20 protein-coding genes and 1 riboswitch are annotated in these 22,874 nt (G+C 63.8%); of the genes, 7 read left to right on the top strand and 13 right to left on the bottom strand.

The features are described 5' to 3' along the window. Positions 1-126: 126 nt before the first annotated feature. Positions 127-2,016 (bottom strand): glutamine--fructose-6-phosphate transaminase (isomerizing), encoded by a 1,890-nt coding sequence (gene glmS / locus N4T19_RS19975; RefSeq protein ID WP_116927725.1) that lies wholly within the window; start codon positions 2,014-2,016, stop codon positions 127-129. Positions 2,017-2,140: 124 nt separating this feature from the next. Here glmS and N4T19_RS19970 point away from each other — a divergent pair, with 124 nt between their 5' ends. Together N4T19_RS19970 and N4T19_RS19965 are read left to right on the top strand one after the other, a co-directional pair. Further along, entirely contained in the window at positions 2,141-2,662 is a 522-nt protein-coding gene (locus tag N4T19_RS19970) for an Lrp/AsnC family transcriptional regulator (protein ID WP_116927724.1), read from the top strand. A gap of 320 nt (positions 2,663-2,982) precedes the next feature. Beyond that, entirely contained in the window at positions 2,983-4,086 is a 1,104-nt protein-coding gene (locus N4T19_RS19965; RefSeq protein WP_182344959.1) for a GGDEF domain-containing protein, read from the top strand. Between the two features lie 87 nt (positions 4,087-4,173). On the opposite strand, the gene glmU is transcribed toward N4T19_RS19965, so the two are convergent. Then, positions 4,174-5,592 (bottom strand): bifunctional UDP-N-acetylglucosamine diphosphorylase/glucosamine-1-phosphate N-acetyltransferase GlmU, encoded by a 1,419-nt coding sequence (glmU, locus tag N4T19_RS19960; RefSeq protein WP_260718844.1) that lies wholly within the window; start codon positions 5,590-5,592, stop codon positions 4,174-4,176. Between the two features lie 275 nt (positions 5,593-5,867). Further along, positions 5,868-6,290 carry a DUF2917 domain-containing protein gene (locus N4T19_RS19955; RefSeq protein WP_116927721.1) on the bottom strand — a complete coding sequence of 141 codons (423 nt, stop codon included), beginning with the start codon at positions 6,288-6,290 and terminating at the stop codon, positions 5,868-5,870. A 272-nt stretch (positions 6,291-6,562) separates the two neighbouring features. Here N4T19_RS19955 and N4T19_RS19950 point away from each other — a divergent pair, with 272 nt between their 5' ends. After that, a complete protein-coding gene (locus N4T19_RS19950) occupies positions 6,563-7,537 on the top strand; it encodes a LysR substrate-binding domain-containing protein (RefSeq protein ID WP_260718843.1) in 975 nt (324 codons plus the stop codon). Between the two features lie 156 nt (positions 7,538-7,693). Continuing rightward, complete coding sequence (locus tag N4T19_RS19945; protein WP_260718842.1) at positions 7,694-8,677, top strand: Bug family tripartite tricarboxylate transporter substrate binding protein; 984 nt, start codon at positions 7,694-7,696, stop codon at positions 8,675-8,677. A gap of 261 nt (positions 8,678-8,938) precedes the next feature. On the opposite strand, the gene tyrS is transcribed toward N4T19_RS19945, so the two are convergent. Beyond that, complete coding sequence (tyrS, locus tag N4T19_RS19940) at positions 8,939-10,171, bottom strand: tyrosine--tRNA ligase (RefSeq protein ID WP_116927718.1); 1,233 nt, start codon at positions 10,169-10,171, stop codon at positions 8,939-8,941. Positions 10,172-10,417: 246 nt separating this feature from the next. Here tyrS and N4T19_RS19935 point away from each other — a divergent pair, with 246 nt between their 5' ends. Both N4T19_RS19935 and N4T19_RS19930 read left to right on the top strand, forming a co-directional pair. After that, positions 10,418-11,782 (top strand): M23 family metallopeptidase, encoded by a 1,365-nt coding sequence (locus N4T19_RS19935; protein ID WP_260718841.1) that lies wholly within the window; start codon positions 10,418-10,420, stop codon positions 11,780-11,782. A gap of 110 nt (positions 11,783-11,892) precedes the next feature. Then, positions 11,893-13,014 carry an anhydro-N-acetylmuramic acid kinase gene (locus N4T19_RS19930; protein WP_260718840.1) on the top strand — a complete coding sequence of 374 codons (1,122 nt, stop codon included), beginning with the start codon at positions 11,893-11,895 and terminating at the stop codon, positions 13,012-13,014. An 18-nt stretch (positions 13,015-13,032) separates the two neighbouring features. Here the strand turns inward: N4T19_RS19930 and mdtD are convergent, their stop codons facing one another. The 4 genes from mdtD to rplM all read right to left on the bottom strand — a co-directional run bounded on the left by mdtD (position 13,033) and on the right by rplM (position 15,926). After that, on the bottom strand, positions 13,033-14,457 hold the full coding sequence (gene mdtD, locus N4T19_RS19925; RefSeq protein WP_021026898.1) for a multidrug transporter subunit MdtD: 1,425 nt from the start codon (positions 14,455-14,457) through the stop codon (positions 13,033-13,035). A 98-nt stretch (positions 14,458-14,555) separates the two neighbouring features. Next, positions 14,556-14,921 carry an iron-sulfur cluster insertion protein ErpA gene (gene erpA, locus N4T19_RS19920; RefSeq protein WP_021026899.1) on the bottom strand — a complete coding sequence of 122 codons (366 nt, stop codon included), beginning with the start codon at positions 14,919-14,921 and terminating at the stop codon, positions 14,556-14,558. A 172-nt stretch (positions 14,922-15,093) separates the two neighbouring features. Beyond that, complete coding sequence (gene rpsI, locus N4T19_RS19915) at positions 15,094-15,486, bottom strand: 30S ribosomal protein S9 (protein WP_021026900.1); 393 nt, start codon at positions 15,484-15,486, stop codon at positions 15,094-15,096. A gap of 11 nt (positions 15,487-15,497) precedes the next feature. Continuing rightward, the gene (rplM, locus tag N4T19_RS19910) at positions 15,498-15,926 is read right to left on the bottom strand and encodes a 50S ribosomal protein L13 (protein WP_021026901.1); all 429 of its coding nucleotides are present in this window, start codon (positions 15,924-15,926) and stop codon (positions 15,498-15,500) included. Between the two features lie 332 nt (positions 15,927-16,258). Here rplM and N4T19_RS19905 point away from each other — a divergent pair, with 332 nt between their 5' ends. Next, positions 16,259-17,146, top strand: a complete 888-nt coding sequence (locus tag N4T19_RS19905) for a 23S rRNA (adenine(2030)-N(6))-methyltransferase RlmJ (RefSeq protein WP_021026902.1) — start codon at positions 16,259-16,261, stop codon at positions 17,144-17,146. A 105-nt stretch (positions 17,147-17,251) separates the two neighbouring features. On the opposite strand, the gene N4T19_RS19900 is transcribed toward N4T19_RS19905, so the two are convergent. The 5 genes from N4T19_RS19900 to N4T19_RS19880 form a co-directional block, all read right to left on the bottom strand. Next, entirely contained in the window at positions 17,252-18,115 is an 864-nt protein-coding gene (locus N4T19_RS19900) for a septal ring lytic transglycosylase RlpA family protein (protein ID WP_260718839.1), read from the bottom strand. Between the two features lie 70 nt (positions 18,116-18,185). Beyond that, a complete protein-coding gene (gene metF / locus N4T19_RS19895; RefSeq protein ID WP_021026904.1) occupies positions 18,186-19,013 on the bottom strand; it encodes a methylenetetrahydrofolate reductase [NAD(P)H] in 828 nt (275 codons plus the stop codon). Between the two features lie 24 nt (positions 19,014-19,037). Beyond that, positions 19,038-20,249, bottom strand: a complete 1,212-nt coding sequence (locus N4T19_RS19890) for a TlyA family RNA methyltransferase (protein WP_260718838.1) — start codon at positions 20,247-20,249, stop codon at positions 19,038-19,040. Between the two features lie 134 nt (positions 20,250-20,383). After that, positions 20,384-21,814, bottom strand: a complete 1,431-nt coding sequence (gene ahcY, locus N4T19_RS19885) for an adenosylhomocysteinase (RefSeq protein ID WP_116927713.1) — start codon at positions 21,812-21,814, stop codon at positions 20,384-20,386. A 73-nt stretch (positions 21,815-21,887) separates the two neighbouring features. Next, a riboswitch (S-adenosyl-L-homocysteine riboswitch) is annotated at positions 21,888-21,986 on the bottom strand. An 18-nt stretch (positions 21,987-22,004) separates the two neighbouring features. Next, a complete protein-coding gene (locus N4T19_RS19880) occupies positions 22,005-22,709 on the bottom strand; it encodes a response regulator (RefSeq protein WP_182344951.1) in 705 nt (234 codons plus the stop codon). Positions 22,710-22,874: the final 165 nt, after the last annotated feature.

The following is a 22,874-nucleotide window of genomic DNA, read 5'->3' as shown; positions in this document are numbered from 1 at the left end:
GTCTGCGTCGTTGCAAATCCTCGCAATAGCTGGGCTATTGCTGCGGTATTGCGCGGCTGGGCGCCCCCCCTAGCATCCCATCTCGCAAAGACACTGTCGCGGCGCGAGGAGACTTTGAACAGGTTCTTACTCCACCGTGACCGACTTGGCCAGATTGCGCGGCTTGTCCACATCGGTGCCGCGTGCCACGGCCGTGTGGTAGGACAGCAGCTGCAGCGGCACCACATGCAGGATGGGGCTGAGCACGCCGTAGTGCTCTGGCATGCGGATCACGTGCATGCCTTCGGCATTCTCGATATTGGTGTGGGCATCGGCCAGCACATAGAGCACGCCGCCGCGCGCGCGCACTTCCTGCATATTGCTTTTCAGCTTTTCCAGCAGCTCGTCGTTGGGGGCGACAGTGACGACGGGCATCTCGCTGTCCACCAGCGCCAGCGGGCCGTGCTTGAGCTCGCCGGCCGGGTAGGCCTCGGCGTGGATGTAGCTGATTTCCTTGAGCTTGAGCGCGCCTTCCAGCGCGATCGGGTAGTGGATGCCACGGCCCAGGAAGAGCGCGTTTTCCTTGCGCGCAAAGTCCTCGGCCCAGCTCACCACCTGGGGTTCGAGCGCCAGCACGGCTTGCAGGGCAAGCGGCAGGTGGCGCATTTTTTCCAGGTAGGCGTCGGACTGGGCTTCGGTGATGTGGCCCTTGCTCTGGCCCAGGGCCAGGGTCAGCAGGAACAGGCCCGCCAGCTGGGTGGTAAAGGCTTTGGTTGAGGCCACGCCGATCTCCATGCCCGCACGGGTGATGTAGCTCAGCTTGCACTCGCGCACCATGGCGCTGGTGGCCACATTGCAGATGGTCAGAGTGTTGGTCATGCCCAGGCCCTGGGCATGGCGCAGTGCTGCCAGCGTATCGGCCGTCTCGCCCGATTGGCTGATGGTGACGACCAGCGCCCGGGGGTTGGGCACGCTCTTGCGGTAGCGGTATTCGCTGGCCACTTCCACATTGCAGCGGATGCCCGCCAGGCCTTCGATCCAGTACTTGGCGGTGCAGCCGCTGTAGTAGCTGGTGCCGCAGGCCAGGATCAGCACCTCGTCGATCTCCTTGAACACGCGCCAGGCGGCATCGCCCTCCACGCCATCAAACAGCTCGGGCACCACGCTTTGCACGCCTTCGAGCGTATCGGCAATCGCGCGCGGCTGCTCGAAGATCTCTTTTTGCATGTAGTGGCGGTAGGGGCCCAGCTCCACCGCGCCGCTGTGCGCATGCACGGTCTTGACGGGGCGGTCGGCCGCCTCCAGCGTCTTGCCGTTGTGGTCCACCACCCAGTAGCGGCCAATCTGCAGGTCGACCATGTCGCCTTCAGCCAGGTAGACGATCTGGTCGGTCACACCAGCCAGCGCCATTGCATCGCTGGCCAGGAAGTTCTCGTTGTTGCCCACGCCCAGGATCAGCGGCGAGCCAGCCCGGGCGCCGACCACGCGGTGGGGCTCGTCCTTGTGCATGACAGCAATCGCATAGGCGCCGCGCAGGGACTTGATGGCCTGCTGCAAGGCCGTGAACAGGTCACCGTCGTAGTGGCTGTCCACCAGGTGGGCGATCACTTCGGTATCGGTCTGGCTCAGGAACTGGTAGCCCTTGGCCTGCAGCTCGGCGCGCAGCGCTTCGTGGTTCTCGATGATGCCGTTGTGCACCAGGGCCACGCGGCCGACGGCCTGCACATCGGCCACGCCCGGGCCTGCGCTGAAATGCGGGTGGGCGTTGTGCACGGCGGGCGCACCATGCGTGGCCCAGCGCGTATGGGCGATGCCTGTGGCGCCCTGCACCTGCTCGCTGGCCACCTGCTCCATCAGTTCAGCCACGCGGGCCGTGCTGCGGGCGCGGCGCAGGCCTGCCGGCTGGCGGCCATCAAGGCTCGCCTCATGCACGGCCACGCCGCAGGAGTCATAACCGCGGTACTCCAGCCGCTGCAGACCTTGCACCAGCACCGGGACGATATTGCGCGTAGAGACTGCACCAACAATGCCGCACATAGTGTTCACTCCTTGATCAACAATGGCTGCAGTGTAGACAGGTCAGCATTTAATTTTCTTTTCATTTTTGCGAGATTTTGAAATAATATTTCTTATTAAATATCTATTGAAATAAAATTTCAAAATGAATGAGAATTTGAATGATTTCACACTGGATATCATCGACCTGCAGCTGCTCGATGCCTTGCAAAAGGATGCCTCGGTGAGCAACCACGCGCTGGCCGACAAGGTGCATGTCTCGCCCCCCACCTGCCTGCGGCGCATCAAGCGCCTGCGCGAGATGGGCCTGATCGCCGCCGAGGTGGCCCTGCTCTCGCACGATGTGCTGGCCAAGGTGCAGGGCTTTGGCCTGTTCGCGCTGGTCGAGGTCAGCCTGGATCGCCAGGGCTCCGAAGAGCTCGATGCCTTTGAGGCCGCCGTGGTGCAGAACGACCAGGTGCAGCAATGCTGGCGGGTCAGCCCGGGGCCGGACTTTGTGCTGGTGGTCTACGCCCATGACATGCCCGGCTACCTGGCGCTGACGCAAAAGCTCTTCACCTCGCAGAGCAATGTGCGCAATGTAAAAACCTACTTCGCCACCAAGCGCAGCAAGTTCATCACCCGCATCCCCTTGCCCAAGGGGCCGCACCTGTCGCACCACGGCTAACGCCCTTACCGCGGGGTTGCGGCTCCGGCTCCTGCTCCTGCTCCGGCGCCCTCTGGAGCCCTGCGATTACCCGCTTGGTAAAAACGGGCATTGCGCCACAGCCTTGCCACCCGGCCCGCTGCAGCCACGATGCATGGCCGCGATGTGCATGACCACTCTCAGGCAGTCGTTGTGGACGAAAACATTCAACAAATGTAATAAGCCCGGACTGGCTTGTCTTGGCGATAGTCCGGCCTCATACTTGCACCGTGAGTATCAAACAGTAACATTGCGAGGCCATCCTGCGCAGACTGTGACTCACTGGGTAAGAGAGGCAATACATGGTGCATATCAAAATGGACAGCACCCAGCAGCGCAGTGACTGGGGCCGCATTGTTTTCCTGGCGTCCTGTGCGCTCGCTGCCGCAGGCGCGCTGTGGCAGCGCAATGCCTCCTGGCCCGTCGGGCTGGCCGTGGCGCTGCCGCTGCTGGCCTGGCCCCTGCTGGCCCGCTGGCGCACCCGGCGCACCGGTGGGTCGGACGTCAACGATGTCATCCTCAGCTTTGTCGACGGCCTGGTCATTGGCGTCTGGGTGGCGCTGGTGCATTTCCACCTGCTGACCAGTGCCATCATGCTGATGGTGCTGGTGCACTGCACCTACGCCATGCAAAGCGTTCGCCATGCCATGCTGGCCGTGGTCGGCGCCATTGCAGGCCTGGCCGTCACCGGTCTGCTCACCTCGTTCGAGGTCCAGCACCACACCAGCACCTACACCATTGTCGGCAGCCTGCTGGCCGTCGCCCTGTATTTGGCCATGCAAGGCATTGCCACCGGCCACTTGCTGCGCAGCCTGGCCCACAAAGAACAGATGCTGATGGTGATGCGCCGCGTCGATGCGATGACCGGCTTTTTTGGCCGCATGTACTGGCAGGATCTGGCGACCCGTTTGTTCGCCTATGCCAAGCAAAAAGACATTCCGGCGTTCCTGATCGTCGTGGATGTAGATAACTTCCGCGAGCTCAACAGCCGCCATGGCGAGACCGCTGGCGACGAGGTCATCATTGCCGTGGCCAACACCTTGCGCACCTGCGTGCGCCCGGGCGATGCCACCTGCCGCTTTGGCGGCGACTCGTTTGCCGTGCTGCTGTCGGGTGTGAACCTGGACATCGCCAACCAGATTGCCGACCGCATCCACAGCCAGGCGCTCAACCGCCGTCTGCGCGACTGGCCCGATGTGCAGATCAGCGTCAGCATCGGCATTGCCAGCCTGGCCAAGTACCACCAGTCGGTGGACGACTGGATTGTGCAGGCCGAAGCGGCATTGGAACAGGCCCGGGGCGCCCCGCGCATGTACGGCAGCTATGCCGAGCTGGAACCGATCTCGGCGGCGCACCTGGCCGAGCTGGCCAGCATGCCCGGCCCTGGAGCAGCCGCAGGCGCTTGACCGCAGCCCTCATCCCATAGCGCCGGGCATAGTGGATCCCGGGTCCACGCCAGACGCCTGTGCGGACATGCTCAGGCGCACTGGGGCTCAAGACTTCTTCTGTGGCCGCGCCCAATTGGCAATGCTGACCTGCTTGCCGCGCGCCACGCTCAAGGCGCCCGGCGGCGTGCTCTTGGTAATGGTGGAGCCGCCGCCCACGGTGCCACCGGCGCCAATAGTGACCGGGGCCACCAGCACACAGTTGCTGCCCACATGCACATCGGCCTCGATCACGGTGCGGTGCTTGTTGGCGCCGTCATAGTTGGCGGTGATGCTGCCCGCGCCGTAGTTGACCCGCTCGCCCACCTCGGCATCACCCAGGTAGGCCAGGTGGTTGGCCTTGGCACCATCGGCCAGGCGCGAGTTCTTGACCTCGACAAAATTGCCGATGTGCACCTGCTTGCCCAGTTGGGCACCCGGGCGCAGGCGGGCAAAGGGCCCGACCAGCGCGCCCTCGCCCACCTGGGCGCCCGTAGCCTCGCCGTCGATATGCGTAAACGGGTGGATCACCGCATCGGCCGCGATCTCGGCATTGCTGATATGGCAGTAGGCGCCAATGCGCGCGCCATCGCCAATGCGCACCTGGCCGCCAAAGATGCAGCCCACATCGATCTCGACATCCTGGCCGCAGATGAGCTGCGCCTTGCCGCCGCGCGCATCGTCGCGCAGGTCAAAACGGGCCGGGTCGGCCATGCGCACACCCTGGGCCATCAGCGCCTGGGCCTGGCGCATCTGGTGGGCACGCTCCAGCTCGGCCAGCTGCTGGGGGCTGTTGATGCCGGCCACCTGCAGCACATCGGCAATGCAATGGCCTTCCACCGCCACGCCGTCGGCAACGGCCATCGCCACAACGTCGGTCAGGTAGTACTCGCCCTGGGCGTTGTGGTTGTTCAGCTGGGCCAGCCAGGGCTTGAGCCAGCGCAGCGGCACGGCCATGATGCCGCTGTAAACCTCTGTGATCGCACGCTCGTCCGCATTCGCATCCTTTTGCTCGACGATGCGCTGCACCGTGCCCTCGGCATTGCGCACAATGCGGCCATAGCCTGTGGGGTCGGGCATGTTGACGGTGAGCAGGGCCATGCGGTCGCTGCCCGCGGCATTGAGCAGGCCTTGCAAGGTGTCCGCCTGCGTCAGCGGCACATCGCCGGACAGCACAATCGCCATGCCCTCATCGGCCAGCAACGGCACCGCCTGCTGCACCGCGTGGCCCGTGCCCAGTTGCGGCTCCTGGCGCGCAAAGGCCAGCTGGCTGATGCCGGCGCTGCTCTGGCCGATGGCCGCCTCCACCTGGTCAGCACCATGGCCGGTGATCACCACCGCCGAGCGGGCCTGCAGCTGGGCAGCGGTATCGAGCACATGCTGCAGCAGCGCGCGCCCGGCCAGCTTCTGCAACACCTTGGGGTGGCGGCTTTTCATGCGCGTGCCCTTGCCAGCGGCCATGATGATGATGTCGAGTGGAGCGGTCATGGTGAATCAGCGAGGCGGCGCCGGGCACCGCCTCTAATAGACAAAACCCTGTGATTATCGCGCGCTCTACAGGCTTTCAGCTTCCGCAGCAGCCACTGTCTTTGGGCAAAAAAACAGCCTGCGCAAGGCAGACTGTTGTGGGCAAGTGTTCGAATGAGGGACTTAGACAGCCCAGCAAACCGAAGGTTTGCAGTTGAGACGAGGCGTTCAGCCGCAGGCAGTACAAACGTACGACAAGGCTGGACAACGACGTATCAAGGGCTGTGTCAGTCACTCTATATGTTGTAGAGCATGCTGCCGTCGGTCTTACCCCATTGGAAGCGCGTGAACCAGCGTGCGGGCTGCTCATCCAGGTTGGGCTGGCCGCCCTGGTTCTTGGGGAAGTGGTAGACCAGCGCGTCCTGGCGCTTGCTCTCGATAACGACCGATTGGCCGGCTTTGAGCACGACCGTGTGACCGGCGTGCAGCACCAGGTCACCGGCTTGCAGGCTGGCTTCATTGCTCAGCCCCAGACCCAGGGTGACCCAGGCGGTGCCTTCGGAGATGCGCAGCACGACGTCGCGCTGGGGCACAAAGCTGACGGCCTTGCCGGTGGGCAGAATGCGCATCTCGGCAGCGGCCGAGGCAGCGCGGCTGGCACGCGCAGGGCGCGCAGCGATGGAGCCAGCAGACAGAACATGAGATGCAGACATTGCCATGGTGATTTCCTTTGCAGGGCCCTGGTGTCGTTGCGATCCTAGGGTTTACCCGATATGCGTATCTTGCGCCTTGGCGGCGCCTGCGTCCAATGAATAAAAGAGGGCCGATCGATGCAGCCACAGCATTAATGGTTTACCCTAGGTTTTTGGCTTTCCGCAGCTCCAAGGCCACACCAAGCCAGCGGCAGCTATCGAAGCAGGAGCATGATGGTTGGCCTGCCTCGGGGATACACCCTGGCGCAGTGTGTACTTCTTGCTACAGTGCCTCCACCATGCCAGACCTGCCTCTGCCGCCTTCCCTGCTCCGCACCCGGCCCATCGCCGTGGGCCATCTGCGTGCTTTTCTGGCGGTAGCTCGCTACCTGAACTTTCGCGCCGCCGCCGAGGAGTTGGCATTGACCCAGTCGGCCGTCAGCCGCCAGATCCAGGCGCTGGAAGACGAGGTCGGCATTGCGCTGTTTTTGCGCCATACCCGCGCGGTGGAGCTAACCAGCGCCGGCGCCCAGCTGCAGCGCGCCGTGTCGCCGGCCATCGAGCGCATCGACTCTGCCGTGCGCCTGATCCGCCAGACCAGCGGCCGCAAGAGTGTGGCCATCACCACCTGGGCCAGCTTTGCCTCGATGTGGCTGATCCCGCGCATGGAGGCCTTCCAGCGCGACAACCCCGAGATCGACATCCGCATCGATGCCACCGACAACGTGCTTGACCTCGAAACCTCGGATGTGGACCTGGCGCTGCGCTACAGCCTGCCCCAGCATGCCAGCAACGGCGCCCAGCGTTTGTTTGGCGAGCAACTGGCCGTCGTTGCCAGCCCCTGGTTGCTGCAAAGCCACCCGCGCATCCACCAGCCCGCCGATGTGGCCCGCCACACCTTGATCGAGGCAGGCGACGCCCACCGCCTGCAGCACCTGGACTGGCTGACCTGGGAGCGCTGGCTGGAGCTGCATGGCTGCGGCAATCTGCAACCCAAACGCTGGCTGTATCTGAACTACGCGCACCAGATCGCGCAGGCCGCCCTGACCGGCCAGGGCCTGGCGCTGGCACGCATGCCGCTGGTGGCTGATGCACTGGCCAATGGCGACCTGGTCGAGGTGCTGCCCGAATACCGCATGGATTCACCACTGGCCTACTGGCTGATCATTGGCCCGCGCAGCCAGCAACGCCCCGAGGTGACGGCCTTTTGCGCCTGGCTGCAGCTGCAGGCCGCCGCTACCCGCACCGCCATCGGGGATACCACCGGCAGCTGATTGCCGCTTGAATCACACGCACGCTGATACGCCTGTCCTCTCAGCCCCGGCCAATTCACTATTAGACAAGCCTGAGCCCCCTCCCTACAGTCAAAGCGGCGGCCTGCGCGCTCCACACCCGCAGGCCGCCATCGATAACGACACAAGGAGACAGCCATGTTCAACCCTCGCTTTGGCCGCCGGCAGGCGCTGGCGCTGTGTGCGGCGCTGCTCGCGGGCGCCGCCAGCCCGGCGCTGCAGGCCCAGGACTTTCCCAGCAAGCCCATCAAATTCATCGTGCCCTTTGGGCCGGGCAGCGGCACCGATACGTCGGCGCGCTACTACGCCAAAAAGCTGCAGCAGCTCAGCGGCCAGCCGGTGGTGGTGGAGAACCGGCCCGGCGGCAATGGCTTTATTGCGGTCAAGCAGGCCTTGTCTGCTCCGGCCGATGGCTACACCGTCTTTATTGGCAGCAACTCCACCTTGGCGGTGAACACGGCGCTGTTCAAGGAGCTGCCCTATGACCCGCAAAAGGACTTTGCGCCGCTGACGATGATGATGCGCGCGCCGGCCATTGTCGTGGCGCCGGGGGATGCCGATACCAAGCAGCTCAAGGATTTGGTGGCCAAGGCCCAGGCCAGCCCGGGCAAGATCAACTTTGGCGCGGGCTCGGCCGGCTACCAGCTGATGGGTGAGCTGTTCAACGATGTGGCCAAGGTGCAGACCGTGCATGTGCCCTTCAAGGGCGCGGGCGAAGTGGCCACCGCCGTGGCCGGCCACACGGTGGACTACGCCTTTGCCGAGGCCACCTCGGTGCAGGAGCTGATCAAGGCCGGGCGGCTGACGGGCCTGGCCGTCGCCTCCGACAGCCGCGTGGCCGCCCTGCCCAACGTGCCCACCGCCCGCGAAGCGGGCCTGCCGGGCATCGAGGCCTACACCTGGGTGGGCGCGATGGTCAACAGCAAGACGCCGGCGGACACCAGCGCCAAGCTGGCGGGCTGGTTCATGCAGATTGCGACCGAGCCCGAAACCCAGCAGTTCTATGCCAACCTGGGCGCCACGGCGATGAGCGGCGGCCCGGCGCAGATGCGCCAGTTCCAGGCCGATGAGATTGCGCTGTGGAAGCGCATTGCGACCCAGGCCAAGATTGAGCTGCAGTAAGGCTGCAGGCCCGCCTGGTTCAAAGCGATCCAGCGCGCGGCCCGCGCACCCGTACACCCGGCTGCTCAGCGGCTGGTGCTGGTCGTCAGCCTCCCAGGGTCCAGGTCTTCCTTGCGGGCTGGCGCGTGGCAGCAGCTGTCAAAAAGAGGCGTTCAGAAAAAAGAGCCGCTCCCCAACGAAGGGGAGCGGCTCTTTGATCGATCAGCCAGCTTGGCCAGACCAGCCCGGTAAAGCCAGCTTTAGGCGGGAACGGCGGTAGCTTTAGGCCAAGGTCACGCGGGCAAACTTGCGCTTGCCCACTTGCACGACAAAGGTGCCGGCAGGCAGCTTCAGGCCCTTGTCTTCGATCACCACGCCATCCACACGCACACCGCCGCCGTCGATCAGGCGGTTGGCTTCGCTGGTCGATGGTGCCAGGTTGGCCTGCTTGAGCAGCGCGCCAATGCCCAGCGGCGCGCCGCTGAGCGCCACTTCGGGGATGTCGTCCGGAATTCCGCCCTTGCTGCGGTTGATGAAATCCTGCTCGGCCGCATCGGCTGCAGCCGCGCTGTGGAAGCGCGCAGTGATTTCCTTGGCCAGCAGCACCTTGGCGTCCTTGGGGTTGCGGCCGCCTTCGATCTCCAACTTGAGCGCGGCGATTTCGGGCAGGCCCATGAAGGACAGCAACGTGAACCAGTCCCACATCAGGTCGTCCGAGATCGACAGCACCTTGGCAAACATGGTGTTGGCGTCTTCGGTGATGCCGATGTAGTTGTTCTTGGACTTGGACATCTTGTGCACGCCGTCCAGGCCCACCAAAAGCGGCATGGTGAGCACGCACTGCGATTCCTGGCCATATTCGGCCTGCAGGTGGCGGCCCATCATCAGGTTGAACTTCTGGTCGGTGCCGCCCAGCTCCAGGTCGCTCTTGAGCGCCACCGAGTCATAGCCCTGCAGCAGCGGGTAGAGGAACTCGTGCAGGCTGATGGAGCTGCCTTCGTTGAAACGGGTGTGGAAGTCGTTGCGCTCCATCATGCGCGCCACGGTGTACTTGGCCGACAGCTCGATCATGCCGCGCGCGCCCAGCTTGTCGCACCACTCGCTGTTGTAGCGCAGCTCGGTCTTGCTCGGGTCGAGCACCTTGTAGGCCTGCTCGCGGTAGGTCTCGGCGTTCACCTGGATCTGCGCAGCCGTCAGCGGCGGCCGGGTGCTGTTGCGGCCCGAGGGGTCGCCAATCAGGGTGGTGAAATCGCCGATCAGGAAGATCACGGTATGGCCCAGGTCCTGCAACTGGCGCATCTTGTTGAGCACCACGGTGTGGCCAATGTGGATGTCCGGGGCCGTGGGATCCAGGCCCAGCTTGATGCGCAGGGGCACGCCCGTCGCCTCGGATTTGGCCAGTTTTTTGACCCATTCCTCCTGTGGCAGCAGCTCATCCACCCCACGCAGACTTACCTGCAAAGCCTCTTGCACACGGTCGGTAACAGGGTAAGTTGTAACAGTCGATTGATTCATATGGGGTTTCTCAGGTTGCCAGCAAAGCCGAGGGCGTTATACTGCGTCCCTTGCGTTGCAGCGTTTTATTCTAGCCGCGTCTGTCAGACGATGTCCCAAGGGGACTTCATCCAGACCCGCGAACGCTGTTCATGAATTTTTTTGTGCCATCTTGTTAAAAAACACCCTACCGCGCCTGCAGACGCGGTTTGTTTTGGCTCCGACTACGCAGCCGGCAAGACGGCCATCCATAACCGGGATGGAACATTGAACAACGGATTCATCACCGCTGGCAGCCTCGTCATTCGCCAGCTGGTCAATACCGCCCAAGCACACCCCAAGCGTCTCGCTGCTGCCCTCGCCGTCATGTTGATGACCGGTGGCGGCGCCGCTTTTGCCGTGGCTGAGCTGGGCCCCAATCCGTCCGACATGCCTGTGCAGACCGTGGAATACCCCGTCGAGTCGCTGGCTTCGGACATTTCGATCGCAGACCTGGTCGACGGACCAGGTTTTTCTTTGTACCGCACCGACGAGGTGCGCAGCAACGACACGCCCGAATCCCTGCTGCGCCGCCTGGGCGTGGCGGACCCGGCTGCAGCGGCCTTCATCCGCAGCAATGCCAAGGCGCGCAGCGCCATCATCGGCAAAGCTGGCCGCCAGATCACCGCCGAGACCACCCAAAGCCATGAGCTGACCACCCTCACGGTGCGCTGGGCCGGTGACAGCAGCGATGTGTTCCAGCGCTTTAGCATCCGCAAGGCCGATGGCAAGTTCGACACCCTGACCGAATTCCTGCCGCTGACCCATGGCACGCGCCTGTCGGGCGGCATCATCCGCAGCTCGCTGTACGCGGCCACCGATGCGGCCAGCCTGCCCGACAACGTCTCGAACCAGATGGTCGAGGTGTTTGCCGACAAGATCGATTTTCGCCGTGCGCTGCGCGCCGGTGACCGCTTCTCGCTGGTCTACGAAACGCTGGAAGCCGATGGCGAGGTGCTGGGCACCGGGCGCCTGCTGAGCGCCGAGTTCCGCAACAATGGCAAGACCCATGAGGCGCTGTGGTTCCAGGACTCGCCCAAGGACAAGGGCGCCTATTACAACTTCGCCGGTGAAAGCGGTGAGCGCAGCTACATCAGCTCGCCGGTCAAGTACACCCGCGTCTCCAGCGCCTTTGCCATGCGCGTGCACCCCATCCACAAGACCTGGTCGGCCCACAAGGGCACCGACCTGGCGGCCCCGCAAGGCACGCCCGTGCGCACCGTGGGCGATGGCCTGGTCACCTTTGCCGGCGTGCAAAACGGCTACGGCAATGTGATCTACATCGACCACGGCAACAAGCACGAAACCGTCTACGCCCATTTGAGCCGCATCGCCGTCAAGCAAGGCGCGCGCGTGGGTAAGGGCGACGAGATCGGTGCCGTCGGCCAGACCGGCTGGGCCACCGGACCGCACCTGCATTTTGAGTTCCGCGTCGCTGGGGAGCAGCGTGACCCGCTGGCCATGGTCGCCGAGAGCGAAACCAGCAAACCGATCAGCCGCCAGGCCCGCGCCAAGTTTGACAACCTGGCCAACAGCATGCGCCTGGCGCTGAACGACCAGATGCTGATGCTCGAGACCAGCGCCAACCAGTAAGCTGCTACGCCCGTCCGCCGGTAAGCAGCACGTAACAACTGCTGCCACCGCCCCCAGGCCCTCACAATCTTGGTATTGTTGGGGCCTTTGCTTTTGCAACCTTGAAGACAATGACTGAACGCTTTATGGGCCTGATGTCCGGCACCTCGCTGGACGGGGTGGATGGGGTGATTGCCCAGTGGCAGGACGGCCGCATGGAGGTACTGCAGTACGCCAGCACCGGCTTTGCCCCCGAGCTGCGGGCCGAGCTGCTGGCGCTCAACAGCGCTGGCGAGCAGGAGCTGCACCGCGCAGCACTCGCGGGCAACGCGCTGGCACGCAGCTATGCGCAGGTGGTCGATCGGCTGCTGGCGCGCAGTGGCTTGCAGCCGAGCGACATCACGGCCATTGGCGCCCACGGCCAGACCGTGCGCCACCAGCCCGGCCTCTGGGATGGCACTGGCTATACCTTGCAGCTCAACAACCCTGCGCTGCTGGCCGAGCTGAGCGGCATTGCCGTGGTGGCCGATTTCCGCAGCCGCGATGTGGCCGCTGGCGGCCAGGGCGCACCGCTGGTGCCCGCCTTTCACCACAGTGTGTTTGGCGGTGGCGAAGCGGGAGGCAGTCTGCGCTGGGTGCTCAATATCGGCGGCATCTCCAACATCAGCCGCCTCGACGGCGATGACATCCGCGGCTGGGACTGCGGCCCGGGCAATGCGCTGATGGACCACTGGTGCCAGCTGAACACCGGCAACCCCTATGACGACGGCGGCCACTGGGCGGCCAGCGGCCAGGTGATTCCAGATTTGCTGGCAGCCTTCATGGAAGAGCCTTTTTTCCAGCTGCCACCGCCCAAGAGCACCGGGCGCGACCTGTTCAACCCCGCCTGGCTGGCCCCGTTGCTCGAGCGCCATGCGCCCGGTGCGGCCCCTGCCGATGTGCAGGCCAGCCTGACCGCCTTCACCGCGCTGGCGATTGCGCAGGACATGCAGCGCCATGGCGCAGCCGAGGGCCAGACCTTGATCGTCTGCGGCGGCGGCGCGCTGAACCAGCACCTGCTGCAACGCCTGGCCGATCTGCTGCCCGGCATCGCGGTGGACAGTTCGGCCGCACATGGCCTGCCCCCGCAGCAGGTCGAGGCCAGCGCCTTTGCCTGGCTGGCCCGCCAATGCTGGCAGCGCCTGCCGGGCAATCTGCCGGCGGTGACCGGTGCACGCGGGCCCCGGGTGCTGGGCGCAATCTACCCGCGTTGAGCGGCTAAGGATTGACGCTCAAGCATCCCCGCCATCGGGCGCCGGCTTGACCGGCTCATCCTTGTCGAGCTGGCTGAACACCAAGGTAGCGGCCAAGGTCATCAAAGCCACGGTCAAAAAGGTGGCGTGGATGGCGCGCAGCGACTTGTCCGGGTCGGTGATCCAGCGATCGGCATAGCCCGACAGCAGCGCGCCAGCCAGCGCCACACCAATGCCCATGGCCAGCATCTGCACCATCGACAAGAGGCTGTTGCCACTGCTGGCAAATTCGCCGTCCAGGTCTTTCAAGGTGACCGAGTTCATCGCCGAGAACTGCATGGAGTTGAAGCCGCCAAATACAAACAGCTGCAGCAGCAGCAACCAGGGCGGCTGCTGGGCGCTGGTCAATGCAAAGCTCGCCAGCATGAAGGCGACCATCACCGAGTTGACCTGCAGCACGCGGCGGTAGCCAAAGTGCTGCACCGTCTGCACCGCAAAGCGCTTGACCAGCATGCTGCCCATGACGGTGGCCAGCATCATCATGCCGGCGTTCATCGGTGCCATGCCCAGGCCCACCTGCAGCAGCAGTGGAATCAGAAACGGCGCAGCCCCCGTGCCAAAGCGGGCAAACAGATTGCCCAGCAGGCCCACGCGCAGCGAGCGCACGCGGAACAGCATCGGCGGAAACAGCGGCTCGGGCACGCGCAGCGCATGCATCCAGTAGCTCGCCAGGCTGGCCAGGCCAAAGACCATCAGCACCACCACCATCGCCATGCCCAGGCCCATGCCGGACATGCCATCCAGGGCCACCGAAATGGCGACCATGCCAAACGACAGCAGCGCATAGCCCAGGCCATCGAACTTGCGCGGCACCGACCAGGTGGTCTCGGGCATCCAGCGGCGCGCGGCCCAGACGCCAAAGAGGCCCACGGGCACATTGATCCAGAAGATCCAGTTCCAGGTCGCCACCTCCACCAGCCAGCCACCCAGGGTCGGGCCCAGCAAGGGGCCGATCTGGCCGGGAATGGCGATAAAGCTCATCGCGCGGATGAAATCGCCCTTGGGGTGGCTGCGCAGCACCGCCAGGCGCCCCACGGGCAGCATCATCGCCCCACCCACGCCTTGCACCACGCGCGCGGCAATCAAAAAGCCCAGGCTGGGCGAGAGCGCGCACAGCACCGAGCCCAGTACAAACAGCGCAATCGCCCACATGAAGACGCGGCGCGTGCCAAAGCGGTCGGCGATCCAGCCCGATGCAGGAATCAGCATCGCCGTGGTCAGCGAGTAGGCGACGATCACCGACTGCATCTTCAGCGGGCTTTGGCCCAGCGAATGGGCCATGGCCGGCAGCGCAATGTTCAGGATCGTGGCGTCGAGCGACTGCAGAAAAAAGGCAATCGCCACCAGCCAGAGCAGGCGCTCCTTGTGGGGCGCAACGGGGCGGGGGGTCAGTTCAGCGGACATGGACAAAACAAAAGCCGCTGGTCAACAGCGGCTTGTGGCAAGGTGGTGGACCAGAAGGCAAGCACAGGAGCAATGCCTTCCATCACAGACTGCGCGGCTTATACCGAGAAGCTCGATCCGCAACCGCAGGTGGTCGTGGCGTTCGGGTTCTTGATCACGAACTGCGCGCCCTGCAGGTCTTCCTTGTAATCGATCTCGGCGCCCAGCAGGTACTGGTAGCTCATCGCATCGATCAGCAGCGACACGCCATTCTTGGTCATGGTCGTGTCGTCGTCGTTGGCAATCTCGTCAAAGGTAAAGCCATACTGGAAGCCCGAGCAGCCGCCGCCTTGCACGAACACGCGCAGCTTCAGATCCGGATTGCCTTCTTCGGCAATCAGATCGGCCACCTTCGCCGCTGCACTGTCGGTAAAGACAATCGGGGTGGGCATTTCCGTCATGGTGTTTTCAGCAACTTCGCTCATGGGAGACGACTCCTGTCTTATTTGATGTACTGCAAAGGATGGTACTCCAATCGCATGTTTCTCGCAGCCTGCGAGCGGGGTGACGCCAATTGCAGTGTGGGAATAGCCAAGCCGTAGCGAGCAGCCATAAAAAAACCGCCCCGAGGGGCGGTTCTTGGCAAGTAGCCAGCAATTAACGCTTGGAGAACTGCTTTGCGCGGCGTGCAGAGTGCAGACCGACCTTCTTACGCTCGACTTCACGTGCGTCACGGGTCACGAAGCCAGCTTGGCTCAGTTGCGACTTCAGTGCTGCATCGTAATCGATCAGAGCGCGGGTGATGCCGTGGCGGGTGGCACCGGCTTGGCCGGATTCACCGCCGCCGTGCACGTTGACCTGGATGTCGAAGGTTTCGACATTGCCGGTCAGCACCAGAGGCTGCTTTGCAATCATGATCGAGGTTTCGCGGCCGAAGTATTGTTGAATGTCCTTGCCATTCACAACAATCTTGCCGGAGCCCTTCTTCAGAAACACACGGGCGACGCTGGATTTGCGACGGCCGGTGCCATTGTTCCAATCACCAATCATCTCGGGACTCCTTAGATTTCCAGCACTTTAGGCTGTTGGGCGGTGTGAGGATGCTCATCACCACCGTAGACCTTCAGCTTCTTGATCATGGCGTAGCCCAGAGGACCCTTGGGCAGCATGCCCTTGACAGCCTTTTCGAGAGCACGGCCAGGGAACTTCACTTGCATGTCGCGGAAGTTGGTGGCAGTGATGCCGCCTGGGAAGCCCGAATGACGGTAGTACACCTTGTCCGTGTTCTTGGTACCAGTGACCTTGATCTTGGAGGCGTTGATGATGACGATGTAGTCACCGGTGTCAACGTGAGGTGTGTAAATGGCTTTGTGTTTGCCGCGCAGACGGAGTGCCACTTCGCTGGCGACACGTCCGAGCACCTTATCGGTGGCGTCAATCACAAACCACTCGTGTTGCACCTCAGCGGGTTTTGCGCTGAATGTAGACATGAGTTTTCTCTTTCAATAGAGGGTTTGGCGAATCCTTTTCCGCGGTCGGTGCTTCTTCTAGACGCAACTCTCGTCACGCAGGAAGCCTCTTAGGCGGTACTCCCTCACATGCGGCGCGTAAGCACTGCACACAAAGTCCTCGCCGCGGGATTCATAAAAATCGCTGCGAAGCTCTCCATTATAAAAGTTTTTCGGCAAGACGTAAAGTGCCTCCTTACTTCCCACCAATGGACTCGGTTCAGGCATATTTTCGGTGTTTTTGGGGCTTGTAGCAGCTGCTGCATGCCCCTTTGGCGCCGTAGCACAGCGCTTGTCGCTACCATTGGCGCCCTATGTTCAGTTACCGCCACGCCTTCCATGCCGGCAATCACGCCGATGTGCTCAAGCACACCATCCTGATTGCCTCCCTGCAATACATGACGCAAAAAGAGGCGGCATTGGTTGCACTGGACACCCATGCCGGGGCGGGTCTGTACCGCCTGGACGGCGACTACGCCACCACCAGCGCCGAGGCCGACGAGGGCATTCGCCGCCTCGAAGGTGCCAAGGACCTGTGCCCCATGCTGCAGGACTATGTGGACATGGTCAAAGCCTTCAACACCAGCAACACCTACAAGGTCTACCCGGGCTCGCCCTTTATCGCGCAGCGCCTGCTGGGCGACCGCGACAAGCTCAAGCTGTTTGAGCTGCACCCCACCGACTGCCGCTCGCTGAGTGGCAATATCGCGCAGCTGAAGGCCGGCCGCCAGGTCCAGGTGCTGCTGGAAGACGGCTTTGAGGGCGTGAAGAAATTTCTGCCCCCGCCATCGCGCCGCGCCTTTTTGTTGTGCGACCCCAGCTACGAGATGAAGACCGACTACGGCCGTGTGCTCGACATGGTGGCCGACAGCATGCAGCGCTTTCCCACCGGCACCTATGCGGTCTGGTACCCGATCATTCCGCGCCAGGAAGCCCATGACCTGCCGCGCCGCCTCAAGACCCTGGCCAACAAGTTTGGCAAGAGCTGGCTCAATGCCGAGCTGACGGTCAAGAACAGCAAGATCACCACCGCCATGCGCCAGGGCGAAGAAAAGCGCCCCGGTCTGCCCGCCAGCGGCATGTTCCTGATCAACCCGCCGTTCACCCTGAAGGACCAGCTCAAGGTGGCCCTGCCCCAGATGGCCGAGCTGCTGCAGCAGGACAGCAATGCCGGCTATGTGCTGGAGAGCGGCGGCAAGTAAGCAGCGCAGGCGGGAAAGACAACGCCGCCCGGGTCAACCCCGGACAGAAAAACGCAGGCCATCGACAAAGATGGGCCTGCGTTTTTGCTTTTGTGTGCTGCGGTTTTACTTTTTGCGCCGTGCTGCGGGTGCGGCCTTGGCAGGCTTGGCCCGGGCCTTGGCGGCGGGTACCACGGCCCGCACGCGGCCAGGGTGCGCCGCGGCCTTGGCCGCCTGGTGACTGCGGGGCGCGGCATCACCGGCCAGTGCCCCGCTGCCGCGCCGCCCGGCCAGCACAAATGAGGGGCAGTCGTCGTCATCGTCATCCAGGGTCCACAGCTCCACCGGCTTGATGCCCAGGCCCAGCATGCCCAGCTCCTGGGCCGCGCCCTGGCTCAGGTCGATGATGCGGTCGCCGGCATAAGGGCCCCGGTCATTGATGCGCACCACCACGGCCTTGCCGGTGACCATGCTGCGCACGCAGACCTGGGTGCCAAAAGGCAGGGTCTTGTGGGCTGCCGTCAGGCCTTCCTTGTCAAAGCGCTCGCCATTGGCCGTCTTGCGGCCATGGAACTGGCCGCCATACCAGGAGGCCATGCCTTGCTGGTCGGCCGAGCGGTAAGGGTCTTGCTTGAGGGCGGGAGGAATATCGGGCACATCCCAAGGGCGCGAGAGCCCATCGATGCTGCTGAGCGGCGCCGACGGCGGCAGCACCAGGCCCAGGCCACGGCGCTCACCGGACAGCGCGGCCAGCTCTTCAGGCGCGGTGGAGGTGATGGCCGACTCGGCGGCCGAGCGCTCGGGGGCTGTGAATGCGGCTTCGGGATGCACAGGGCCTTGCGCTGTGCTCTGCGTCACGCCATCGGGCGCCGTGCCATCGGGCGCAGCGCCGTCGCTGTCGCTGGGCACATGCACGCAGCCACCGGCGAGCGCGGCCAGGCTGACAGCGGCCAGCCAGCCTCGGCATCGCGATCGTGTGGATGAGGGCAACAGCAACTCCTGGTCTTTCCGCGTTCGGCACATTCGGGGCCACCGCGCTGCAAGACCACAGCGCTGTTGGCTACAGCCCCAGCCGGTCGCAGATCGCCAGTGTGGCTGCGCTTTGGTTCATGGTGTAGAAGTGCAGGCCGACGGCACCACGGCGGCGCAGGTCCTCGCACATCTGGGTCACCACATCCAGGCCAAAGGCGCGGATGCTGGCAACATCATCTCCATAGCCTTGCAGTCGCAGACGAATCCAGCGCGGGATCTCGGCACCGCAGGCATCCGAAAAGCGCATCAGCTGCGTCGATCCGGTGATCGGCATAATACCCGGGATGACCGGCAGGTCTACCCCGCGTTTTTGTAAATCTTCTTGAAATCTGCAAAAGGCATCGGCGTTGAAGAAGTACTGCGTGATGGCCGAATCGGCACCGGCTTTCACCTTGGCCAGAAAGGCCTGCAGGTCCGCTTCAGGGTTGCGCGCCTGCGGGTGCATCTCCGGGTAGGCGGCCACTTCGATGTGGAAATCCTGGCCGAATTCGTCGCGGATAAACGTCACCAGATCGCTGGCGTAGTGAAACTCGCCACCCAGGCCATAGCCACTGGGCAAGTCGCCGCGCAAGGCCACCAGGCGCTTGACGCCCATGTCCTTGAGCTGCTGCAGCTGCGCACGTACCGTCTGCTTGGTCGCGCCCACGCAGGAGAAGTGCGATGCCGCATCCACGCCCTCATCAAGGATGGCCTTGACCACGCCAAAGGTGCCCTCTTGCGTGGAGCCGCCGGCCCCATAGGTCACCGAGCAGAACTGGGGCTTGCGCGCATACAGCGCCTGGCGCACCACACGCAGCTTGTCAGCGCCTTCGGGCGTCTTGGGCGGGAAAAATTCAAAACTGATGGGAAAGGTCATGGCCGTCTTCCAGGTCGTCAATACTCAGCGCTCGTTGCGTTTTTTCTGCTTGCTGCGTGCCGGGCCGGGCTGGCCAAAGCTGGCCGCTTCTGGGTCCACATACAGCTCCTGCAGATCGCGCTTGGCACGCATATCGGCCCGCGATGGGCGCTTGGCTGCGGCCTTCTTCGCTGGCGCGGCAGGCGCGGCAGGGGCCTCATCGCTGGCATCGGCTGCCGCAGGCGCAGGCAGCTTCACCACGGCGCCTTGCTGGGCATGCACAAAGAACTCATGGTTGCCGTCACCGCCATCGATGACCGAATCCAGCCATTGCTTGACCTCCAGGCCCAGCTCGGCGAGGCAGGCGCGGATGCGCTGTTCCACCTCGGCGTACAAGGCCTTGTCGCGCACAATGCCGCCCTTGCCTATCTGGCCGGGCTGCAGCTCGAACTGGGGCTTGACCAGCATCAGCAGCTGGCCGCCGGGCTTGAGCACGCTCACCACCGCTGGCAGCACGAGGGTCAGCGAGATAAAGGACAGATCGCCGGTGACAAAGTCAAACTCGGGGCGGATATCGACGTTCTCGGTGCCGGCGCGGCGGCGGCGCTCGACCGGAGCCGTGCCTTCTGCCTTGGCGCGCTGCTTGGCATTGCGCTCTGCCTTGAAGTCCTCGATCTCCTGCTCTTTGGCGTCCTGGCTGTCGTCGTATTCCTCATCGATCTGGCCGCCATTGCGCATCCAGGCATAAGGGGCCACCGGCTGGGTGTCGTTGTCCTCTTCTTCCAAGACGATCTCGGTCAAAGCCAGATCGCAGGCCGCCTGCAAGGACTCGGGCGTCAGCGCGCGGGCATTGAAGCCCTCGACACAGACCACGCGCGCATCGGCGCGCAGGCGCTCGTGCAGCTGGCCCGTGCCGACATCGACACCGATCACCTGCTGGGCACCGGCCTGCAGCAGGCAGTCGGTAAAGCCACCGGTGCTCTGGCCCACGTCCAGGCAGCGCAGGTCCCGGACCACCAGGCCGGTCGCCACCAGCGCGCCTTCGAGCTTCAAGCCGCCGCGCGAGATGTACTTGGCTTCCGAGTCATCGAGCAGCTCCACCTGGGCGCCTCCTGGAATCTCGTCCCCGTTCTTGGCCACCTTGATCCAGGGGGCCAGCGAGGTGGTGCGCCATTGCACACCCGCAGCAATCAGGCGCTGCGCCTGCGAGCGGGTCGACGCCAGGCCCGTTTCCACCAAAAACACATCTGCGCGCATGCGCGTTCCTTCAATCAAAACGACCGGCTGGCCCGCCCAAGCGGAGCAGCCCGTCTTCACAACAAATGCCCAACAGGGCTGCAGCGCCTAGCGGCACACAACGGTGTCACCAGGCGCTGGGATTACCGCTCAATTTAATAACGGTAGGTTTCAGGCTTGTAAGGGCCTTCCTTCTTCACGCCGATGTAGTCCGCTTGCGCCTGGGTCAGCTCGGTCAGCTGGGCGCCGACCTTCTTCAGGTGCAGGCGTGCGACCTTCTCGTCCAGCACTTTGGGCAGCACATAGACCTTGCCCACTTCGTAGGCGTCGGGGCGGGTGAACAGCTCGATCTGCGCCAGCGTCTGGTTGGCAAAGGAGTTGGACATCACAAAGCTGGGGTGGCCGGTGGCGCAACCCAGGTTCACCAGGCGGCCCTTGGCCAGCAGGATGATCTTCTTGCCATCGGGGAAGGTGATGTGGTCGACTTGCGGCTTGATCTCTTCCCACTCGTACTTTTCGATCGATGCGACATCGATTTCGTTGTCGAAGTGGCCGATGTTGCAGACGATGGCCTCGTCCTTCATCGCGACCATGTGCTCGTGGCGGATGATGTCCTTGTTGCCAGTGGTGGTCACGAAGATATCGCACTTGTCAGCGGCGTACTCCATGGTCACGACCTTGTAGCCTTCCATCGCCGCTTGCAGGGCATTGATCGGGTCGATCTCGGTCACCCAGACTTGCGCGCGCAGCGCAGTCAGCGCCTGGGCGCAGCCCTTGCCCACGTCACCGTAGCCAGCGACCACGGCCACTTTGCCGGCGATCATCACATCGGTGGCGCGCTTGATGCCGTCCACCAGCGATTCGCGGCAGCCGTAGAGGTTGTCGAACTTGGACTTGGTCACCGAGTCGTTGACGTTGATCGCGCGGAACAGCAGCGAGCCGTTGGCCGACATTTCGTTCAGGCGGTGCACGCCAGTAGTGGTCTCTTCGGTCACGCCCAGGATCTGGGCCGACTTGCGGCTGTACCAAGTCGGATCGACGGCCAGCTTGGCCTTGATCGCGGCAAACACAATCTTCTCTTCTTCGCTGCCGGGGTTGGCCAGCACGGAGATGTCCTTCTCGGCCTTCTTGCCCAGGTGCATCAGCATGGTGGCATCGCCGCCGTCGTCCAGGATCATGTTCGGGCCTTCGCCTTCGGTGCCCTTGGCGCCGAATTCAAAGATCGCGTGGGTGTAGTCCCAGTAGTCCTTGAGCGACTCGCCCTTGATCGCGTACACGGGCACGCCGGTCTCGGCGATGGCCGCTGCTGCGTGGTCCTGGGTCGAGAAGATGTTGCACGAGGCCCAGCGCACTTGGGCGCCCAGCGCCGTCAGCGTCTCGATCAGCACGGCGGTCTGGATGGTCATGTGCAGCGAGCCGGTGATGCGCGCGCCCTTCAAGGGCTGGGCAGCGGCGAACTCTTCACGCACGGCCATCAGGCCAGGCATTTCGGTTTCGGCGATCTTGATTTCCTTGCGGCCCCAAGCGGCCAGGGAAATATCGGTAATCGCGGAGTCAGCGGGATTGAAGCGAACAGCAGCGTTCATGGTTTTCTCCAAAAATTGAATGAAAAACCACGTTCCGCGGAAGAAGGGAAGAACCATCTCACCGCACAGAAAGCGTGGGTGAGCGTCGTTGCGAGATGAAATCCGAGCCTCACGCCCCATGGTGGTCTGGCGCCTGGCCAGACTGGGAAACGCTGCAACGCTCCTCGGATGGAACGCGATTATAAGGGCATCAGCCCTGTAACCCCACCAGACGGTAGCCCACTTGCAGCTCGGTAAGCAGGTGCCGGGGCTGGGCCGGCTCGGCCTCGATCTTCTGGCGCAGGTTGGCCATGTGCACGCGCAGGTAGTGCGGCCGGTCCAGGTACTCCGGCCCCCAGACCTGCAGCAACAGCTGGCGGTGCGTCAGCACCCGGCCCTGGCCGGCGATCAGCGCCGCCAGCAGCCGGAACTCGATCGGCGTCAGGTGTACGGCAGCGCCCGCCTGGCGCACCTCGTGCGTTGCCAGGTCCACCTCCACATCGCCAAAGTGCACCGTACTGCCAGGCTGCTCGCCGCCACTGCGCTGGCTGCGGCGCAGCATCACGCGCAGGCGCGCCAGCAGCTCGGGCACGCCAAAGGGTTTGCTCAGGTAGTCGTCAGCGCCCGCATCGAGCGCCGCCACTTTCTCGTCCTCCTGGTCGCGGGCCGAGAGCACCAGCACCGGCAGGCCGCTCCAGCCGCGCAGCTCGGTGATCAGCGTCTTGCCATCGGCATCGGGCAGGCCCAGGTCCAGCACCAGCGCATCGGGCTGGCGGCTGGCCGCCTCAATCAGGCCACGCCTTGCGCTGTCGGCCTCAAAGACCTGCCAGCCTTCGTCCTCCATGGCCAGACGCACAAAGCGGCGGATATGCGGATCATCGTCCACCAAGAGGATGCGGGGGGCAGCAAGCGTCATGCGCCCGATTGTGACAAAAAACCGGGGTGGTTTGTGCCTGCTGGCCGGCAGCAAGCGGGCACTTCGCTACACTTCAGCACCCCGGCATTGCGACTGCGCTGCCGCCTGCTCCATGTTTGCCACCCCACCCTCCCCCCTTCCACAGACCCAAGGCTGGTGTCCTGG

The organism is Comamonas squillarum, assembly GCF_025309455.1.
GTDB classification, from domain to species: Bacteria; Pseudomonadota; Gammaproteobacteria; order Burkholderiales; family Burkholderiaceae_C; genus Comamonas; species Comamonas squillarum.
Note: the sequence above shows the minus strand (reverse complement) of the source record. Positions and strands in the feature narration are given on the sequence as shown.

What these genes read in the sequence shown, in the direction of transcription:
- glmS (WP_116927725.1), bottom strand. Translation starts at nt 2,016, where the DNA reads ATGTGCGGCATTGTTGGTGCAGTCTCTACGCGCAATATCGTCCCGGTG.
- N4T19_RS19970 (WP_116927724.1), top strand. Translation starts at nt 2,141, where the DNA reads ATGAATGAGAATTTGAATGATTTCACACTGGATATCATCGACCTGCAG.
- N4T19_RS19965 (WP_182344959.1), top strand. Translation starts at nt 2,983, where the DNA reads ATGGTGCATATCAAAATGGACAGCACCCAGCAGCGCAGTGACTGGGGC.
- glmU (WP_260718844.1), bottom strand. Translation starts at nt 5,592, where the DNA reads ATGACCGCTCCACTCGACATCATCATCATGGCCGCTGGCAAGGGCACG.
- N4T19_RS19955 (WP_116927721.1), bottom strand. Translation starts at nt 6,290, where the DNA reads ATGGCAATGTCTGCATCTCATGTTCTGTCTGCTGGCTCCATCGCTGCG.
- N4T19_RS19950 (WP_260718843.1), top strand. Translation starts at nt 6,563, where the DNA reads ATGCCAGACCTGCCTCTGCCGCCTTCCCTGCTCCGCACCCGGCCCATC.
- N4T19_RS19945 (WP_260718842.1), top strand. Translation starts at nt 7,694, where the DNA reads ATGTTCAACCCTCGCTTTGGCCGCCGGCAGGCGCTGGCGCTGTGTGCG.
- tyrS (WP_116927718.1), bottom strand. Translation starts at nt 10,171, where the DNA reads ATGAATCAATCGACTGTTACAACTTACCCTGTTACCGACCGTGTGCAA.
- N4T19_RS19930 (WP_260718840.1), top strand. Translation starts at nt 11,893, where the DNA reads ATGACTGAACGCTTTATGGGCCTGATGTCCGGCACCTCGCTGGACGGG.
- mdtD (WP_021026898.1), bottom strand. Translation starts at nt 14,457, where the DNA reads ATGTCCGCTGAACTGACCCCCCGCCCCGTTGCGCCCCACAAGGAGCGC.
- erpA (WP_021026899.1), bottom strand. Translation starts at nt 14,921, where the DNA reads ATGAGCGAAGTTGCTGAAAACACCATGACGGAAATGCCCACCCCGATT.
- rpsI (WP_021026900.1), bottom strand. Translation starts at nt 15,486, where the DNA reads ATGATTGGTGATTGGAACAATGGCACCGGCCGTCGCAAATCCAGCGTC.
- rplM (WP_021026901.1), bottom strand. Translation starts at nt 15,926, where the DNA reads ATGTCTACATTCAGCGCAAAACCCGCTGAGGTGCAACACGAGTGGTTT.
- N4T19_RS19905 (WP_021026902.1), top strand. Translation starts at nt 16,259, where the DNA reads ATGTTCAGTTACCGCCACGCCTTCCATGCCGGCAATCACGCCGATGTG.
- metF (WP_021026904.1), bottom strand. Translation starts at nt 19,013, where the DNA reads ATGACCTTTCCCATCAGTTTTGAATTTTTCCCGCCCAAGACGCCCGAA.
- N4T19_RS19890 (WP_260718838.1), bottom strand. Translation starts at nt 20,249, where the DNA reads ATGCGCGCAGATGTGTTTTTGGTGGAAACGGGCCTGGCGTCGACCCGC.
- ahcY (WP_116927713.1), bottom strand. Translation starts at nt 21,814, where the DNA reads ATGAACGCTGCTGTTCGCTTCAATCCCGCTGACTCCGCGATTACCGAT.
- N4T19_RS19880 (WP_182344951.1), bottom strand. Translation starts at nt 22,709, where the DNA reads ATGACGCTTGCTGCCCCCCGCATCCTCTTGGTGGACGATGATCCGCAT.